The organism is Streptomyces sp. NPDC020917, assembly GCF_044333795.1.
Taxonomy (GTDB): Bacteria; Actinomycetota; Actinomycetes; order Streptomycetales; family Streptomycetaceae; genus Actinacidiphila.
On record NZ_JBIRRR010000006.1, the window covers coordinates 61,363 to 78,960 of the forward strand.

The 17,598-nt window shown below is 72.7% G+C and carries 18 protein-coding genes; 9 read left to right on the top strand and 9 right to left on the bottom strand.

All coding sequences use genetic code 11. The features are described from left to right. Positions 1 to 70: 70 nt before the first annotated feature. From ACH4TG_RS14970 to ACH4TG_RS14985, 4 genes are all read right to left on the bottom strand, one after another. Positions 71 to 655: an RNA polymerase sigma factor gene (locus ACH4TG_RS14970; RefSeq protein WP_398242675.1), complete on the bottom strand. Its 585-nt coding sequence runs from the start codon at positions 653 to 655 to the stop codon at positions 71 to 73. Between the two features lie 225 nt (positions 656 to 880). Then, positions 881 to 1,948: an ABC transporter substrate-binding protein gene (locus ACH4TG_RS14975; protein WP_398242676.1), complete on the bottom strand. Its 1,068-nt coding sequence runs from the start codon at positions 1,946 to 1,948 to the stop codon at positions 881 to 883. A gap of 127 nt (positions 1,949 to 2,075) precedes the next feature. Then, complete coding sequence (locus ACH4TG_RS14980; RefSeq protein WP_398242677.1) at positions 2,076 to 2,990, bottom strand: ABC transporter permease; 915 nt, start codon at positions 2,988 to 2,990, stop codon at positions 2,076 to 2,078. Further along, positions 2,987 to 3,847 (bottom strand): ABC transporter ATP-binding protein, encoded by an 861-nt coding sequence (locus ACH4TG_RS14985; RefSeq protein ID WP_398242678.1) that lies wholly within the window; start codon positions 3,845 to 3,847, stop codon positions 2,987 to 2,989. The genes ACH4TG_RS14980 and ACH4TG_RS14985 overlap by 4 nt, the downstream gene beginning before the upstream one ends. 293 nt (positions 3,848 to 4,140) lie before the next feature. On the opposite strand from ACH4TG_RS14985, the gene ACH4TG_RS14990 reads away from it, so the two are divergent. The 5 genes from ACH4TG_RS14990 (at position 4,141) to ACH4TG_RS15010 (ending at position 10,038) form a co-directional block, all read left to right on the top strand. Next, positions 4,141 to 5,808, top strand: coding sequence for an ATP-binding protein (locus ACH4TG_RS14990; RefSeq protein WP_398242679.1), 1,668 nt, complete (start codon positions 4,141 to 4,143; stop codon positions 5,806 to 5,808). Continuing rightward, entirely contained in the window at positions 5,805 to 6,494 is a 690-nt protein-coding gene (locus ACH4TG_RS14995; protein WP_398242680.1) for a response regulator, read from the top strand. Before ACH4TG_RS14990 ends, ACH4TG_RS14995 begins: the two co-directional genes overlap by 4 nt. An 80-nt stretch (positions 6,495 to 6,574) precedes the next feature. Further along, positions 6,575 to 7,735, top strand: coding sequence for an endonuclease/exonuclease/phosphatase family protein (locus ACH4TG_RS15000; protein WP_398242681.1), 1,161 nt, complete (start codon positions 6,575 to 6,577; stop codon positions 7,733 to 7,735). 321 nt (positions 7,736 to 8,056) lie between these two features. Further along, a complete protein-coding gene (locus ACH4TG_RS15005; RefSeq protein WP_398242682.1) occupies positions 8,057 to 9,100 on the top strand; it encodes a proline racemase family protein in 1,044 nt (347 codons plus the stop codon). Continuing rightward, positions 9,097 to 10,038, top strand: a complete 942-nt coding sequence (locus ACH4TG_RS15010) for an ornithine cyclodeaminase family protein (RefSeq protein ID WP_398242683.1) — start codon at positions 9,097 to 9,099, stop codon at positions 10,036 to 10,038. The genes ACH4TG_RS15005 and ACH4TG_RS15010 overlap by 4 nt, the downstream gene beginning before the upstream one ends. Here the strand turns inward: ACH4TG_RS15010 and ACH4TG_RS15015 are convergent. From ACH4TG_RS15015 to ACH4TG_RS15035, 5 genes are all read right to left on the bottom strand, one after another. After that, positions 10,032 to 10,394 (bottom strand): hypothetical protein, encoded by a 363-nt coding sequence (locus tag ACH4TG_RS15015; RefSeq protein WP_398242684.1) that lies wholly within the window; start codon positions 10,392 to 10,394, stop codon positions 10,032 to 10,034. The two genes, ACH4TG_RS15010 and ACH4TG_RS15015, sit on opposite strands and share 7 nt — an antisense overlap. 184 nt (positions 10,395 to 10,578) lie before the next feature. Next, the gene (locus ACH4TG_RS15020; RefSeq protein WP_398242685.1) at positions 10,579 to 10,920 is read right to left on the bottom strand and encodes an iron chaperone; all 342 of its coding nucleotides are present in this window, start codon (positions 10,918 to 10,920) and stop codon (positions 10,579 to 10,581) included. A gap of 266 nt (positions 10,921 to 11,186) precedes the next feature. Then, positions 11,187 to 12,689, bottom strand: a complete 1,503-nt coding sequence (locus ACH4TG_RS15025; RefSeq protein WP_398242686.1) for an alpha-L-fucosidase — start codon at positions 12,687 to 12,689, stop codon at positions 11,187 to 11,189. Between the two features lie 251 nt (positions 12,690 to 12,940). After that, positions 12,941 to 13,090 (bottom strand): hypothetical protein, encoded by a 150-nt coding sequence (locus ACH4TG_RS15030; protein ID WP_398242687.1) that lies wholly within the window; start codon positions 13,088 to 13,090, stop codon positions 12,941 to 12,943. A gap of 295 nt (positions 13,091 to 13,385) precedes the next feature. Further along, the gene (locus ACH4TG_RS15035; RefSeq protein WP_398242688.1) at positions 13,386 to 14,102 is read right to left on the bottom strand and encodes a hypothetical protein; all 717 of its coding nucleotides are present in this window, start codon (positions 14,100 to 14,102) and stop codon (positions 13,386 to 13,388) included. A 273-nt stretch (positions 14,103 to 14,375) separates the two neighbouring features. On the opposite strand from ACH4TG_RS15035, the gene ACH4TG_RS15040 reads away from it, so the two are divergent. From ACH4TG_RS15040 to ACH4TG_RS15055, 4 genes are all read left to right on the top strand, one after another. Further along, positions 14,376 to 14,801, top strand: a complete 426-nt coding sequence (locus ACH4TG_RS15040; RefSeq protein ID WP_398242689.1) for a VOC family protein — start codon at positions 14,376 to 14,378, stop codon at positions 14,799 to 14,801. A gap of 128 nt (positions 14,802 to 14,929) precedes the next feature. Continuing rightward, positions 14,930 to 15,715 (top strand): TetR/AcrR family transcriptional regulator, encoded by a 786-nt coding sequence (locus ACH4TG_RS15045; RefSeq protein WP_398242690.1) that lies wholly within the window; start codon positions 14,930 to 14,932, stop codon positions 15,713 to 15,715. Positions 15,716 to 15,722: 7 nt separating this feature from the next. Continuing rightward, positions 15,723 to 16,505, top strand: a complete 783-nt coding sequence (locus ACH4TG_RS15050) for an SDR family NAD(P)-dependent oxidoreductase (RefSeq protein ID WP_398242691.1) — start codon at positions 15,723 to 15,725, stop codon at positions 16,503 to 16,505. Between the two features lie 21 nt (positions 16,506 to 16,526). Next, positions 16,527 to 17,567 carry an NAD(P)-dependent alcohol dehydrogenase gene (locus ACH4TG_RS15055; RefSeq protein ID WP_398242692.1) on the top strand — a complete coding sequence of 347 codons (1,041 nt, stop codon included), beginning with the start codon at positions 16,527 to 16,529 and terminating at the stop codon, positions 17,565 to 17,567. Positions 17,568 to 17,598: the final 31 nt, after the last annotated feature.

Sequence of the window (17,598 nt, forward strand, 5' to 3'; positions counted from 1 at the left end):
GCCACGCCGGCAGGGGCGTCGGGGGCCGAGCCGGCCCGACCCGTACGCCGCGGGTCACGCGGTGCCTCCCTCACAGTCCCTCCTCCTGCGCCGCACGCCCGGCCAGCGCCGTCCTCATCAGCCGCCGCACCCGGTGGGCCCGGCTCTTGACCGTTCCCTGGGGAACCCCCATCTGCCGTGCCACCTGCGCGACCGGCTGGTCCTCCACGTACAGCAGCCGCCAGACCTCCCGTTCGGGGCTGCCCTCCGGACCGAGCACCGCCAGCGCGGCGGCCAGGTCGGTCCGCGCCATCACGGCCTCCACCGGGTCCCTGGCAGCCGCCCGTCCCGCCGCCGCCAGGGCCCCGTCGAAAGCGGTGTCGTCGAGAGCGGCGGTGTCGACCGGGCTCGCGTCGCGTCCGTGGCGGCGCAGCCACCCGGCCGCCTGCCGGCGGGCGATCACCCAGAGCCAGCCGCCCGCCGATCCCTGCGGACGGTAGTCCCCCGCGCTGCGCCAGACCGCGAGGAACGTCTCCTGCAGCACGTCCTCGACGTCCCGGGCCGGCAGCGCCGTGCGCAGCCGCGCCGCCAGCCAGGGCGCATGCCGGCGGAACAGCTCGCGGAGCGCACTCTCGTCGCCACCGGCCAGGCGGGCGATCAGCTCGTCGTCGTCCATCACTCCCTCTATTGCGGCACACCGGCGTCCGGTTCACGAGGGCCGGGAATTCGCGACTCTCGTGAACCGGACGCCGGACCCGGCAGGGCGGGACACCCCTCAGGACGGGGTGACGGTGCCTCAGCGACGCCGGGCGCCGGTGCGGCGCTCCGGGCGCGATCTCCCCTCAGCGCTTGGGGCCGCCCGGGCTGCGCGTGCCCGGACGGCCCCTTGGACGATCGGTGCTCAGCCGTCGGCGCCGGCGGGGTTCGTGGTGGTGGTGAAGCCCTCCTTCTTGTTCGCGTTGATCGCGAACTCGTTGGTGAACGTCGTGCCGAGGTCCACCGGCGACGTCACGGTCCCGACCATCTTCTCGGTGGCCAGCGCGGTCTTCGGGCCGCCCGCGGGCATGATCCCGTCCGGCAGGAACTGTCCCTTGTCCTCGTCCAGCGCCTTGATGTAGTCGGCCTTGGTGACCAGTTGGTTCTGCACGAACGACTGCGGCAGCTTGTCGGCGATGTCGGCCGCGCTGTGCGTGTTGATCCAGTGCATGGTGGCGACGAGCGCGTCGACGACCCGCTGCGCCGCGTCCTTGTGCGACGTCACCCAGTCGGTGCGCGCGAGGACACTCGCGGCCGGGAACGCCCCGCCCAGCGCGGCCTTGGCACCGTCGATGGTGGCGAGGTCGACCGCGGAGGTGCCGACGCCCTTCTTCTGGATCGCGGCGACGGTCGGCTGTGTCGTCATGACGCAGTCGGCCTTGCCGTTCTGCAGCGCGGCGACGGCCGTGGAGCCGGCACCGACCGCGAGCCGGTGGAACTCCCCCGCCTTCACGCCCTTCTGCGCCGCGATGAACTGGGTGAGGGTGTCGGTGCCGGAGCCGAGGTCGGTGACGCCGAGCGTCTTGCCCTTGAAGTCGGCGCCCGACTTCACGCCGCTCTTCGCGGTGCACATCTCCCGCTCGCCCGGCGCGCCGGACAGCTGGACGATGTCCTCGACCGCCTTGCCCTTGGCCTGGAACTCGATCGTGTGGTTGTACCAGGCGCCCGCCATGTCCACCTGGCCCGAGGCCATGGCCTCCTCGGCGCCGACACCGCCGTCCTGCTCGGTGCTCAGACGGACCTTGACACCGTACTTCGTGTAGAAGCCGAGGCTCTCGGCGAGCTGGTAGGGCAGGTAGATCTGCTTGTCGATGCCGCCGACCATGAGCGTGACGGTCGGTGTGCCACCGGAGCCGGAACTACCGGAACACGCCGAGGCCGCGGCGAGGGCGAGAACGGTGACGAGCGAGGCGGTGAGGGTTCTCGTGGTCATGACGGGGTGTTCACCTTTCGGGAGCGCGGGTGCCCTGACGGGGGATGCGGCGCATGCGGGCATGCGGGAACCGCATTCCGGGGGGACGGAAATCGATGGGGGAAGCGGGGGCGAGGCGAGGCGCCGGTCAGAGCGTGTTCGCCTCGGAGGGGGCCGGTGGGCGCCAGGAGAGCAGCCGGCGTTCGAGCTTGCCGATCAGCCATTCCGCGCCGAGCACGATCACCGCGATGACGAGCATCGTGGCGAACACGCCGTTGGGGTCGAAGTTGTTCTGCGCGGTCTTGATGACCAGGCCCAGTCCGCTCTGCGCGCCGAGCACCTCACCGACGAGCGCGCCGACGATGGCGAAGCCGAAGGCGCTGTGCAGGCTGGCGATGATCCAGGTCAGCGCGGAGGGCACGATGACGTGCCGGGTGATCTGCATCCGGGAGGCGCCGAGCACCCGGACGTTGGCGAGGACGTTGCGGTCGACCTCGCGGACGCCCTGGAAGGCGTTGAAGAAGACGATGAAGAACACCAGCACCGCGGCGAGCAGGATCTTCGGGGTCACACCGATGCCGAAGGCGACGATGAAGATCGAGCCGAGGACGATCCGCGGGATCGCGTTGACCATCTTGATGTAGGGGCCGAGCACGTCGGAGAGGTAGCGGCTCTGGCCGAGTGCGACGCCGAAGACGATCCCGCTGACCGAGCCCACGGCGAAGCCGACGAGCGCCTCCTGGATGGTGGTCCAGATGTTCTGGTAGAAGGAGCCGAACTGGGTTCCGTGCTGGAAGAGTTCGAGCAGCCGCTTCCAGATCCCCGAGGGCTGGCCGTAGAAGAACGGGTCGACGATGCCCCAGGTCGTGAACGCCTGCCAGCCGCCGATCACAAGGACCGCGAGGCCGACCCGCCCCGCCCACACCCGGGCGGCACGGCGCCGGGCGGCGCGGCGTGCGAGGTGCGCGGCCGGGCCCTTGGCGGCGGAAGGGGCCGACCCGGTGGAAGGCGAGGAAGACGAGGAGGGCGTGGGAGGGGTCGAAGGGGTGGACGTCGTGCTCATGCCGTGCCTCCAGCGGTGAGTGCGTACGCGCGCTCGACCTCTTCGCGCAGCGTCTCCCAGATCTGCTGCTGCAGTTCGATGAAGCGGGGCTGGAAGCGGATCTCCTGGACCGACCCGCGCGGGCGGGGCAGGTCGATGTCGAAGACCGCCTTGACCGAGCCGGGGCCGGACGTCATCACGACCACCCGGTCGGCGAGTGCCACCGCCTCGTCCAGGTCGTGGGTGATGAACACCACGGACGGGCGGATCTGCTCCCACAGGCTCAGCAACTCGGTCGACATGATGGCCTTGGTCTGCACGTCGAGGGCGCCGAACGGCTCGTCCATGATCAGGATCCTGGGCTCGTTGATCAGGGCCGCCGCCATCGCCACGCGCTTGCGCATCCCGCCGGACAGCTGGTGGGGGTAGCGGTCCTCGAAGCCGGCGAGGCCGACCCTGCGCAGCCAGTCACGCGCGGAGGTCTGCGCCTGCTGCTTGGGCACCTTGCGGAAGACCGGGCCCATCAGCACGTTGCCGAGGACCGTCTTCCAGGGCAGGAGCGCGTCGGTCTGGAACATGAAGCTGACGCCGTCGGTGATGCCGTTCACCTCGCGGCCGCCGACCCGGACCGAGCCCTCGCTGGGCCGGTCGAGCCCGGAGACCATGCTCAGCGTCGTCGACTTGCCGCAGCCGGTGGGCCCCACCACGGCGCAGAACTGGCCGGGTTCCACGGTGAACGAGACACCTTGCAGCGCCGTGAACACCTCACCGGCGGGGGTCAGGAACCGCTTCGTGAGACCGGATATCTCGATGCGTGCGTTCGACGGGGCCGCCGCACCGGTGCCCGGGCTCGTCGCGACATCGTTTCGCGAAGCCATGGATGGACCGCTTCCTTCCTGCTTTCGGGGTTCACCGGCCGTTCCTCGGGGTGCCCTTCGGACGATGCGCCGGGGTCCCTCGCCGGCCGAGGAAGGCAGACGCTAGGGGCGGGGCCTTTGTTGCGTCGCTGTTTCCGAGCTATCCCGCGATGCCCGCGTAACGCGGACTTCTGCTCGTTTTGCTCGGCGAACACGGGGTGGGCAGCGTCCCGGCCGTGGGGCACAATCGCGCCACCCGCGCATCCTGCACGGGCCGACCCGGCACGACGCACCACCGGAACCAAGAGGTAGCCGTGACAGCCATCCGTTTCCGGGCGGGACGCGGCGGAAGGCGGCGGCTTTCCACCCGGATCCTCGCCAACGAGCTCGCCATCCTCGCGCTCACCGGCCTGATCGGCTTCGTCCTGTTCGCGTTCGCGCAGCGGGCCGAACTCGACCGCTCCTACGAGCAGCGGGCCCTGGAGATCGCCAAGGTCGCGGCGGCGGATCCGCAGATCCGGCACGCCACCGAGCACGGGGACCGCGGCCACACGGTGCAGTCCGTCGCCCAGCGCATCGGCAAGGCGGCCCAGGCGTCGTACGTGGTGGTGATCGACCTGGAGCGGGTACGGCACTCGCACCCCATGCCGTCCCTCATCGGGAAGCGGGTCGCCGAGCCGATCGTGGTGCGGGACGGCCGCACGCATGTCGGCATCGACCAGGGCGCGTTGGGCCGGTCCGCCAATGCCAAGGCCCCGCTGTACGGCACGTCGGGCGCCCTGGTCGGCGAGGTGTCCGTCGGCATCGCGGAACGCGCCGTGCTCGGCGAGCTGTGGTTCGAACTGCCCACCTTCGGGCTCTACGCCGCGCTCGCCACCGCGATCGGCGCGGTCGCCGCCTCACTGCTGGCCCGGCGGCTGAAGCGGACCACGTTCGGCCTGGAACTGGAGGAGATCGCCTGCCTGCTGCAGGACCGGGAGGCGATGCTGCACGGCATCCGGGAAGGCGTGGTCGCCTTCGCCCCCGACAAGACGATCACCGTCGTCAACGACGAGGCCCGGCGGCTGCTCGGCATCGGCACGGCGCTCGGCCACCGGCTGGACGAGGTGCTGCCCGATGGCCGGCTGCGCCGCGCCCTGGACGGCACGCTGACCGGCACCGACGTCAGCGTCCTGACCGACGACCACTGCCTCGTCGTCAACCGCATGCCGGTCACCCTGCAGGGCCGCGCGCTGGGCGCCGTCGTCACCGTCCGCGACCGCACCGAGATGATCGGCCTGCTGCGCGAACTGGACTCCGTACGCGGGCTCACCGACGCCCTGCGGGCCCAGCAGCACGAGTTCACCAACCGGATGCACACGCTGGCCGGGCTGCTGGACATCGGCGACCACGAGTCCGCGTACGACTACGCCATCGAGACGGCACGCTCCGGGCAGGCCCTCACCGAGGCCGTGCGCCGGCACATCGGCAACCCGCTGATGGTCGGGCTCATCGTGGCCAAGACCACCGTCGCCGCCGAACGCGGGGTGCGGATCGTCCTCACCGACGACTCCGCGCTCGGCGACGACCCGCCGCACCTGCGGCGGCTGCTGACCATCGCCGGCAACCTGCTCGACAACGCGGTCGACGCGACGGCGGAGGCGCCGGCCGCCGAGGAAGGGCGGCGGATCCTGCTGACGGTGACGGAGGCCGAGGACGTCGTCGTCCTGCGCGTTGCCGACAACGGCCGGGGCATCGCCCCGGGCACCGCCCAGTCGATCTTCGAGGACGGCTGGTCCACCCGCCCCGGGCGGGGCACCGCACGCCGCGGCCTGGGGCTGGCGCTGGTGCACCGCCTGGTGCAGCGGCACGGCGGCACCATCACGGTCAGCGAGGGCCCGGGGGCGGTCTTCACAGTCGTGCTGCCGCACCCCGCCACGGCGCCGGTACCGCAGGGCGCACTGTTCACGAAGGCGTTGCCGATGGGAAGTGACCTGGGATGATCCGGACCCTCGTGGTGGACGACGACTTCCGGGTCGGCCAGATCCACAGCGACTACGTGCGCCGCGTCCCGGGCTTCGACGTGGTCGGCAGAGCCGTGAGCGTGGCCGAGGCCCTGGTCGCCGTCCGTGCCCAGGAGCCGGACCTGCTGCTGCTCGACATCTTCCTGCCGGACGGCAGCGGGCTCGACATCCTGCGGCGGCTCAGCCAGGACCAGGGCGACACCCGCCCCGACGCGCTCGTGATCACCGCCGACCACGACATCTCCTCCGTGCGGGCCGCCATGAAGCTCGGGGCGGTGGGCTACCTGGTGAAGCCGTTCGGCGCCCCGGATCTCGCCGAACGCCTGCTCGCCTACCGCCGGCTCAGCGACCGCGTCGACGCGCTCAGCCGGACGGCGACCACCGACCAGGCCGACGTGGACGCCCTGTTCAGCGCCGCCCGTCCCCCCGCCGCCCTGCGCATCCCCGCCAAGGGACACTCCGCACCCACCCTCGGGGCGATCCACCAGGCCCTGCGCGACAGCCGCGGTTCCCTCTCGGCCGCCGAGGCCGCCGAGGCGACCGGCGTCTCCCGGGCGACGGCCCAGCGGTATCTGTCCTACCTCGTCAAGGAGGGCACGGTCCGCCTGGAACTCCGCTACGGCACCAACGGCCGCCCCGAGCACCTCTACCGCCTCGCGCGCTGAGCCGCGGCGCCCGGGGCATATCGTCCGCGTATCGAAAACCGCATACGTGCCGGCAACACCGGAGGGCGTTGGCTGGCAGCATGAAGCACCTCCCCGCCGTCAGCACCGACGACCCGCCTCAGGACGCACCGGATCCCCCTTCCCGGCGGCCGGTGGCACGGGTGGACGCCGGGGAGACCGGGGAGACCGAACAGGCCGGTGACGGCCACCGGACCGCCGGCGCCCGGATCCGGCAGGCGGGCATCCGCTGGGCCGGCCGCATCGGTTCCCGGCCGGGGCCGTGGAAGCGCGGCCGGGTGCTCGCGGCGCTGGCGGTGCTGCTGGGCCTGCTCATGGCGCTGCACGCCCGGATCCCGAACGGGTTCGGGAATCCGGGCAGCCTGGTGGAGACCTTCCTGCCGTGGTTCGGCCTGTTCGTCCCGGTACTGCTGGCCGCGGCGCTGTGGCGGCGCTCGGCCTCCGCGCTGGTCGCGGTCCTGCTGCCGCTCGTGGTGTGGCTCGGCCTCTTCGGCGGGCTCCTGGTCGACAAGTCCCAGTCGGGCGGCGACCTCACGCTGGCCGAGCACAACGTCGACGCCGGCAACCACGATCCGGCCGGCACCGCCCGCGAACTGGCCGCGTCAGGGGCGGACGTGCTGGCCCTGGTCGAGCTGACCGAGCAGGCGCGGGGCACGTACGAGAAGGGGCTGGCGAAGGCGTACCGGTACCACGTGGTGCTGGGCACGGTGGGGCTGTGGAGCAGGCTGCCCCTGTCGGGCACCCGGCCGGTCGACATCCGGACGGACTACGGGCCGCTGGCGGCGACCAAGTCGGTCGAGGCCAGGATGGCCGTGAACCGGGCCCTGCGCACCACGGTGGCCACGGACCGGGGGCCGCTGACGGTGTACGTGGCCCACCTGGGATCCGTGCGCGTGACTCCCCGGGGGGGCTTCGGTACGGCCGACCGGGACAGGGGTGCGCGGGCGCTGGCCGAGGCCGTCGCCGCCGATCCGAGCCCGCGGGTGGTGCTGCTCGGCGACCTGAACGGCGCGATGGACGACCGCGCGTTCGCCGGCGTCACGTCGCAACTGCGGTCGGCCCAGGACGTGGCCGGAAGCGGCTTCGGCTTCACCTGGCCGGCCGGGTTCCCGGTGGTGCGGATCGACCAGATCCTGGTCAGGGGGGTGAAGCCGGTCAGTTCACGGGTGCTGCCGGCCACCGGGAGCGACCACTTGCCGGTGGCCGCCGGAATCGCCTGGTGACCACCGTCCGCGTGCCGGTCGGTGGCCGTCGCCGCCGCGGCCTGAGTGGTCATCAGGCCGGCGACCAGCCCTCCGGCCGCCAGCCCGGCGGCCAGGAATCCGGGCAGGAGTGATCGACGATGCATCGCATCTCCCGTGGGGGGAGCGGAGGGGAGCCACCCGGGGCAGGCAGCGCTATGTAACATTGCACTGGGGGGAAGTCGCCGACAATGCTCCGGTACCCAGCACTGTCGCCGGACCACCCAGAACACCGCCCGCCGTCAGGCGTGCCCGCCGAGCCGGGGCTGCGCGGGGTCGATGCCTACCTGGGAGTGTGTGGGGATGACGAGGACGCAGCCGATCGAGACGATCGACTGGCACACCGGCGGCGAACCGTTCCGGATCGTCGCGGACAGCCCGGCAGCCGTGACGGGTGACGGGCTGACCGTCGCCGAGCGCCGGGTCGCCGCGATCGGGAGCGAGGAAGCGCAGTGGGTGCGGGCGCTGCTGTGCGGTGAGCCGCGCGGCCACGCCGGGATGTACGGCGGGTTCCTGGTTCCGCCCGACGACGCCGGGGCCCACCTGGGCGTCCTCTTCTGGCACAACGACGGGTTCTCCACCGCCTGCGGGCACGGCACGATCGCCCTGGGGGCCTGGGCCGTCGCCTCGGGCCTGGTCCCGGCACCCGCCGACGGCGTGACGGACGTCGTGATCGACGTCCCCTCCGGGCGCGTGACGGCGAGCGTCCGCACCAGTGGCGGCCTGGTCCAGGACGCCACGTTCACGAACGTGCCCAGCTACGTCCACGCGCGCGGCGTCGAGGTGGCGACCTCCCGCGGGAACGTCACCGTCGACATCGCCTTCGGCGGCGCGATGTACGCGGTGGTGCCGGCCGGGTCCTTCGGACTGAGCGTCCGGCCGGGCGACGTCACCGGGCTCACCGCCGTCGGGCGGGAGATCCGCGATGCGCTCAACGCCGCCCGCGCCGCCGAACACCCCCTGGACCCCCGGCTCTCGGGGATCTACGGGACGATCTTCACCGAGGAGACCGGGCCCACCCAGGTGCGGGCCGACGGCAGCCGGCTGGTGCGGCAGCGCAACCTCACCGTGTTCGCGGACGGCCAGGTCGACCGCTCCCCCTGCGGTTCCGGCACGTCGGCCAGGGTCGCGGTGCTGGCCGGTACCGGAGAGCTGGGCCCGGGCGACGAGTTGCGGCACGAGTCCGTGGTGGGCTCCGTGTTCCACGCCCGGATCGCGGAGCAGACCACGGCCCACGGGATCCCGGCGGTCGTCACGGAGGTCACGGGAACGGCGCACGAAGTCGGCACGTGCCGCTTCACCGTCGACCCCCGCGACTCGCTCCTGCCCGGGTTCGTGCTCCGGTGACCGCGGTCATCGACGCCGCAGCGGTCTTCTCGCTCGGCCCGGCCGGCGCGGTCCGGGCCGTCCGTGACGCGCTGGCCACCGGACTCGATCCGGACGCCGACATGCCGCGCGCCATCATCCCGCTGGCCAACGGCCAGGGCCTGCTCATGCCGTCCGAGGCCGGCGGCTGGTTCGGGGTGAAGGTCGCGACCGTCGCCCCGGGCAATGCCGCGCGCGGCCTGGACCGCATCAACGCGACCTACCTCCTGCACGACAGCGAGACGCTGATGCCCACCGCGATCCTCGACGGCGTCGCGCTGACGACGCTGCGCACGCCAGCGGTCTCGGTCGGCGCCGGCCTGGACCGGCTGCACGAGCTGGCCGAGAGCGCGGCGGAGGGCTTGCGCGTCGTGGTCTTCGGCGCGGGCCCGCAGGCCGAGTGGCACGTCCGTACCATGCGAGCCCACGCACCGGTCGCCGACGTCACGGCGGTCACCCGCCGCGGCGGCGCGAGCGCGGCCTGGACGGACCGCCGGCTGGCCGCGGACGACCCGGCCGTCGCCGAGCGCGTCCGGGACGCGGACGTCATCGTCACCGCGACCTCGGCCCGCGAGCCGGTCGTCGACGGGCGCCTCGTCCGCGACACGGCGCTCGTCCTGGCCGTCGGCTCCCACGAGCCGGCGGTGCGCGAACTCGACGGCGTGCTCATGGAACGCGCCACCGTCGTCGTCGAGAGCCGGGAGACCGCGCTGCGCGAGGCCGGGGACGTCGTCCTGGCGGCGGCGGAGGGCAGGCTCGACCCCCGGACGCTGCTGACCATGGCCGATCTGCTCACCTCGAAGGCCGCGCTGCCCGCAGGCCGGCCGGTCGTCGTCAAGACGTCCGGGATGGGCTGGGAGGACCTGGTGGTCGCCGTCGCCGTGTACCGGCAGGCGGGCGGGGCCGCGCGCGCTCAGTAGGCGTGGATCGACGTCGCCTTGATCCGGCGGTAGGCACCCCAGGTCGTGCACAGGGTGGTGCCGCCGGACGTGTTGTACTGGGTGCCCTTGGCCGCGATCCGCCAGCCCGGGTACGCGACGAAGCCGCCGCCCTTCTTGTACAGGCCGCCGTTGCCGCCCATCGTGTAGCCCACCAGCAGGTAGTGGTACCCGGCCTTGGACCGCAGGTACACGCACCCGTCGGCGTGCTGGTAGGTGCCGTAGAACGTCCCCGTACGGGACGCGGCGGCCGCCGGGGCGGCCGCCGCCGGCACCGAGGCGCCGACCGCGAGGGCGAGCGCGCTCGCGGCCAGCGCCGCGGTCTTCCGCTTCTTCATGCTTCCTGCTTTCCCCGATGCTGTGGTCCGGTCCGCGCCCGACCGGGTTCGAGCGGGGCCGAGCGGCGCCGAGCCGTTCCGGTCGATGGGCACGGACACGACTCTTCCCGCTGCCCGCGGGAATGTCGTTGGCCCTGCGCGCAAGGGTGTTGGCGCACAACGCCATGTCGCCCGGTGACACGCGTCAGGCGTCCAGCGAACCGCGCAGCAGGTCGCTCAGTTCGGCGTCGGTGACGTCCGCGGCTTTCCGGGAGGGCAGCCTGATCGTGGCCTTCCCGCTGAGGAAGTCCGGGTGCCGGGCGGTGAATCCGGCACCCCGCTCCCTGTCCCACCCGTAGATCGAGACCCCGTGCTGCCACACCCCGACATGCACCTTCCGGTCCCCCACCCGGTACGTCGGCATCCCATAGGACAGCGTGGGGCCCGCCTCCGGGTACGCCTGCAGAATCAGCCGGTGCACCCGGTCGAACAGCGGCCGGTGCTCGGCCGCGATCGCGTCGATGTAGTCCCGCACTTCAGCGTCCATACGACGCATTCTGACCGCCCCGCTCCCCCCGCGCCCGCAACGGACCGGCGTGCCGTGGCGGCGTCTCAGGCGGGGTCGGTGGGGGCCAGGGGTTGTCACCACGAGGTACGCCGCCCGCGGCAAGTCCGTGGAGATCGTCGGCCTCAACCAGCCCAGCGCCCGGATGCACGAGGCCCTCAGCGGCGAGCTCACCGCGGGCGGCTGACGCCGCCCGCCCACCGGGGCGGCCCCGCCGAGGAGTGCTCCGCGGGGCCGCCCGGCCGGTCTCAGCTGCTGGTGATCCGGAGGACGAACGGGTAGTCGTCGCCGTTCGGGTTGCGGTCCGGAAGGTCGATCTCCACCCCGGAAGCGGTGATCCGGAAGGGCAGCTTGTGCCCTTCCGCGCCCAGCAGTCTGATCTGCGAGTGGGCGTCGATCGGCAGATCCGCCGGGACGGTGAGCTGCGCGCCGGGCCAGTCCAGGCCCAGGACGTTGAACGAGCCGTCGGAGACGGTGTAGCGCAGGTTGCCGTCCGCGGCGCGGCTCCAGGGAGCGGTGTCGAAGACGGCCGTGCCGTTCGTGTCGAGCCATGACCCGACGGCCAGCAGCCGCTCGGACTGCCAGGAGGCGATCGTCCCGTCGGCCTTGGGGCCGATGTTGAGGAGCAGGTTGCCGTTCTTGCTGACGATGTCGACGAGCAGCCGCACGATCTGCGGCGAGGACTTGATGGACGCCGGGTCCTCGTTGGTGTCGTAGCCCCAGGAGCGGCCCAGCGTCAGGCACGCCTCCCACTTGTCCGCCCGCAGCGAGTAGCTCGACTTGTCGCCCTCGAGGGTGGCGTAGTCCCGGTGACTGGCCTCGAAGCGGTCGTTGACGAGCACCTCCTTCGGATTCGGCCGGGAGAGGGCCTGGTTGTAGTAGTAGGCGAGGATCTCGTTGCCGCGCCAGTCCATGTCCTGCGGCTTGAACGCCGGGCCCGCGCCGAGGTCGGCGTGCCAGTGCTCGCCGTCGGCCCACAACAGGTCCGGGTCGTAGCGTTCGACGAGCGTCTTCAGCATCAGGTGCAGGTAGTCGTCGACGTAGTTCTGGACCGGCTTGTATCCGGTGTAGGGGATCGGCGCCTTGGTGTACGGGTTCCACGGCGGCGTCTGCAGCGCGGGGTTGAAGAACTCGCCGAGCGAGTGGTAGATGCCGCCCTTGAGATGGCTGGTGCGTGCGGCGTGGAACAGCTCCCCCACCAGGTCGCGGCGCGGCCCCATCATGACCGAGTTCCGGTCGGAGGCCGGGTTGGGGAAGAGCTGGAAGCCGTCGTGGTGCTTGGAGGTGAGCACGAAGTAGCGGGCGCCGGCGCGCTCGATGAGGTCGATCCATTCCCGCGCGTCGTAGTGCTCGGCCCGGAACTGCGGGATGAAGCGGTCGTAGTCGTAGTCGGCGCCGTAGGTCTGCAGATGGTGCTGGTACGTCTGGTCCGGGGAGCTGATGTGCATCGCGTACGAGTACCACTCCGCGGAGTGGTAGGCGGCGTTGGCGCCCCAGGCGGGGACGGAGTAGACGCCCCAGTGGATGAAGACGCCGAACTTCGCGTCGCGGTACCACGCGGGTGCGGTGTGCGCCGCCAGTGACGCGGAGGTCGCGACATACGGACCGGGCGCCTGGAGCAGCGGGGTCGCGGAGGCGGCGGTGGATGCGGAAGCGGTCTGCCGTCCCGCGAGCGAGGCGAGCGCGGCACCCGCGCCGATCGCGCCGGTCCGGTGGAGGAACCCGCGTCTGGTGACGTCGTGTCGGGTCATGGAGGAAGTCCTCTCCGTCGTAGGTCCGAGGGGGGAGGCAGAGGTCCGATGACTTCCTAACAGGACGCCGTGAGCACGTCAATACTCTCCACCAGGGTGGGAGAGGGTACTGCGCAAGAAGATGGGTCTGTGGGCGCTCACATGGGCAGGCGCCGCATCCGCCGCAACGTGGGGGTAGGCGAGGGGATTCCAGCCCAAGGAGGGGCAATACCTCCGATGGATCCGCCTCGTCGGGGGTGCCCGGGAAACCGTCAGCGGCCGGGCGGCGCCTCGCCGTCCCCGAACCGCCGGTCGAGGTACTCGATCAGGCGCGACTCGTTGCGCCGCAGCCGTTCCCGCTGCTCGCGAGGGAGGGAGGCCAGGGCGTCGACGAGGACCCGCCTGCGGGGAACGTGCACCATAGCGCCGGAGTAGACCCGGCATGTGGAGCACCAGGCGAAGCCGACGCACCGCTCGAACAGGGACGACTCGGGCGGGTGGAAGCGGTACTGGTAGGAGCGGACGGGCGTCCCGCAGTCGGCGCAGACCCGCCGGTCACCGTCGGGGACCGTCTCCCAGGTCCCGACGTTCAGCCACCGCCGCCGCTCGCCAGGTGCTCTTCACATCGTCATGCCGTCCATTGTGCGCCATGAACCGCGCGGCGGACAGCGCCCGTTGCCGGGTGCGGGGGCGGGTTCGCCCCCGCGGCACGGGCGTTCAGCGGGACGGCAGGGCCGGGGTCTTCACGCGGTCGTCGACGGGGTGGAAGGCGCTGTTCGTGACGCAGCCCAGGTTCTGGTAGATGTTCACGTTCGTCTGCGGGTCCTGGCCGGCCCAGTGGTACTGGCACGCGCCTTCGATGAACCGGCCCTGCACACCGCCGGGGAAGTCGATCTCCTTGTTCCACAGGTACTGCGACTGGATGCCGGTCATCCGCGCGGTGGCGTTCACGTCGATCCCGCCCGGCGCCTGGATCGCGTACACCCAGCCGTCCTTCCCGCCCCCCGTGGCGAAGCCCTGCGCCACCCACCGGTCGCAACTCGTGCTCACATGCGCGGAGTTCTGGCCACCGCCACCGATGATCCACTTCGACAGCGGCGTCAGGTCCGTCCCCAGGGGCGTGAAGCCGCTCCGGAAGATCGCCTGCGGGTCCGGCCGGGTGTCCCCCCGCCACAGCGTGTTCACATCGTGGCGCCAGTACCAGTCCTCGCTCACCGCGGCCAGATCGACCTGCGGCCGCAGGGCGCGGTTCGTCGTCGTCTGCGTCCACTCCGACGACCGGTAGCCGCCCGTCGGACCACAGGGCCCGGTGTCACGGATCTGCTCCGGGGTCCCCGGGAAAGGCTCCGTCGTCGCGCCCGCCGAGGAGGCGAACGTCAGCGAAGCGACGACAAGGGAGGCAGCGGATGCGATCCGCAGCGCGGTCTTGAACATGGTCGGGCCAGCCCCTCACATCGACTCGTATGGCCCCCGTTTCCTAGCCCGAACACCTGCTCCAGCCACACGGCCCCTGCGCTGATCACCCGCCGGCACCACAGCCTTCACCCGCCCGGCAGAGACCCCCGCCCGGCGCGGCACGGCACGTTCCGGCGTGGTGACCCGATCACCGCGGCCACCGGCGCTAGCGTGGCGTCCCACCCGCCGGAGGCCGCCTCGCGGCCGTCCCGCGACCACGGCATCGGTCCCAGCAGCGGAGCAGCGATCAGGATGGACGTCCTCTTCCTCACGAGCGTGGCCGCGGTCGTCGCCGACCCGCCGCAGAGCCGCAAGTTGTTCGTCGACCTGCTCGGCCTCCCCCTGGAGGGCGAAGGCGACGGCTACTGGTCCAGCGGGGACGTCCCCGGCAGCAAGCACTTCGGTCTGTGGCCGCTCTCGCAGGCCGCGGAGGCTTGCTTCGGCACGCCCCGGTGGCCGGCCGACCGCGTGGTCCCGCAGGCATCGATCGAGTTCGAAGTGGCCGACGCCGCGGCCGTCGAGGCTGCCGCCGCCGAGCTGCAGGACGCGGGCTTCGCCCTGCTGCACCCGGCCCGCACCGAGCCCTGGGGGCAGACGGTGGCCAGGGTCCTCACCTCCGACGGCCTGATCGTCGGGATCTCCTACGCCCCGGCCCTGCACGGCGACCCGCCCGCCTGAGCCCGGCGCCGGCGGCCGCGGCTCCCGGCGAGCCACTCCCGACGCCGGACGGCGCGGATGTCCCGTTGGGACATATGTCTCATCGGGAAATATGTCCCAGTGAGACATCGAGGCGTACCGTCGGAGACATGGACGCCGACGAACCTGAACCGGGCGGCTCCGCCGTGCCGGACCGGCGGTTGCTGCGGGCGCGCCGCACCCGTGAGGCGCTGGCCACCGCAGCGGTCGACCTGATCCTGGAACGGGGTCTGGCCGCCACCACGGTGGAGGCCGTCGCCGAACGCGCGGACGTCACCCGGCGCACCTTCAGCCGGTACTTCACCGGCAAGGAGGACGCCGCCCTCGGCTTCGTCCGCGACGACGGCGAGCGGATCAACGCGCTGCTGCGCGCCCGGCCGGCGGGCGAACCGCCGCTGCTGGCCTACCGGCGGGCCGTCCGTGCCTGGCTGGCCGACCGCGACTCCCCCGCCCGGCACCTGCGCCCGCAGATGCGGCGGATCATCGGCCTCCTCGACCAGGAGCCCACCCTGTTCGCCGCCTACGAGCGCATCCGCGTCGACGCCCAGGAGGAGTCGATCCGGATCATCGCCGAGCGCCTCGGCACCGACGACCTCCGGGACCTGCGCCCGGCCGTCGTCGTGGAGGCGGCGGCGGGCGTGCTGACCGCCGCGCTGCGTGCCTGGGCCCGCGGCCCGGACGACCGGGACGGCCCGGACACCACGACCGGAACCGACAGCACAGGCATCCCGGACGGTCCGGACGGCCGGGACGCCGGGAACGCGGCCGGCGCCGACCTCGCGGACCTCGTGGAGCGGGCCTACGACGCCCTGACCCGGGAGGCCGCCTCGGCGGCCGCCCACCGCACCACCGATCCATCACGCACCACCGAAGAACCCCGCACTACCGATGAGTGAGACCACCATGAGCACCACCCCCACCCCCACCCCCGACTCTGCCGAGTTCGCCGGCCGCACCGCCCTGGTCACCGGGGCCGCGTCCGGCATCGGCCTGGCCACCGCGCGGCTGCTGGCCGCCGGCGGCGCCGACGTCGTGATCGCCGACTACGACGTCCCGGGCGCCGAGAAGGCCGCCGCCGCACTCACCGCGGAGGGCCGCTCGGCCGCGGCGGTCGCGCTGGACGTCACCCGCCCGGAGTCGGCCGAGGCGGCCGTCCGGTTCGCCACCGAGACCTTCGGCGGCCTGCACCTCGCCGTGAACAACGCCGGGATCGGCGGCCCGAGCGCTCCCACGGGCGCGTACGACATCGCGGAGTACGACCGCGTCATCCGCACCAACCTCGACGGCGTCTTCTACTGCTTGCGCCACGAGCTGCCCGCCATCGAGGCCGCAGGTCGCGGCGGCGCCGTCGTCAACGTGGCCTCCATCCTGGGCTCGGTCGGCTTCGCCGGGTCGCCCGCGTACGTGGCCGCCAAGCACGGCGTCGTCGGGCTGACGAAGAGCGCCGCCGCCGAGTACTCGGCCCGGGGCATCCGGATCAACTCGGTCGGCCCCGGCTTCATCGAGACCCCGCTGCTGCGGCAGATGGACGACCAGGCCAGGGCCGCGCTCGTCGGCCTGCACCCGGCCGGCCGGCTGGGCCGCCCCGAGGAGGTCGCCGAGCTGATCGCGTTCCTCCTCTCCGACCGCGCCTCGTTCGTCACCGGCAGCTACCACCTCGTCGACGGCGCCTACACCGCCGTCTGAACCACCGGAGAGGAGACCACCGTGAAGGCACTTCAGTACCGCACCATCGGCGCCGCCCCCGAGGTGGTGACCGTCCCCGACCCCGAGCCCGGCCCCGGCCAGGTGCTCCTGAAGGTCACCGCCGCCGGCGTGTGCCACTCCGACATCGCCGTGATGAGCTGGCCCGCCGAAGGCTTCCCGTACGCGCTGCCGCTGACCCTCGGCCACGAGGGCGTCGGCACGGTCGCCGCGCTCGGCCCCGGCGCGACCGGGGTACGCGAGGGCGACGCCGTCGCCGTGTACGGCCCCTGGGGCTGCGGCCGGTGCGCCAAGTGCGCCGAGGGCAAGGAGAACTACTGCCTGCGCGCCGACGAGCTCGGCATCCGCCCGCCCGGTCTGGGAGCGCCCGGCGCGATCGCCGAGTACCTCCTCGTCGACGACCCGCGCCACCTCGTCCCGCTGGACGGGCTCGACCCGGTGGCCGCGGTCCCACTGACCGACGCGGGCCTGACGCCCTATCACGCCGTCAAGCGGGCGCTGCCCAAGCTGGTCCCGGGTTCCACCGCGGTCGTCATCGGCACCGGCGGCCTCGGGCACGTCGCGATCCAGTTGCTGCGGGCGCTGACCCCGGCCCGGGTCGTCGCCCTGGACGTCAGCGAGGACAAGCTGCGGCTGGCCCGCGAGGTCGGCGCGCACGAGACGGTGCTCTCCGACGACGCCGCCCCCGCCGCCGTCCGCGAGCTGACCGGCGGCCTGGGCGCGCAGGCGGTCTTCGACTTCGTCGGCGCCGCCCCCACCGTCCGCACCGCCGGGGCCGTGGCCGCGGTCGAGGCCGAGGTCGTCCTGGTGGGCATCGGCGGCGGCACCCTCCCGGTCGGGTTCGGCGTGCTGCCCTTCGAGGTCTCGGTCAGCGCCCCCTACTGGGGTTCTCGCGCCGAGCTCCAGGAGGTGCTGGCGCTGGCCCGCGCCGGCGCGGTCTCCGTCCACACGGAGACCTTCTCCCTGGACGACGCCCCGCGCGCCTACGAGCGGCTGCACGCCGGCACCGTCAACGGCCGCGCGGTCATCCTCCCCAACGGCTGACCCCTCCGGCCCCGAGCCGACCCCGGCGGAC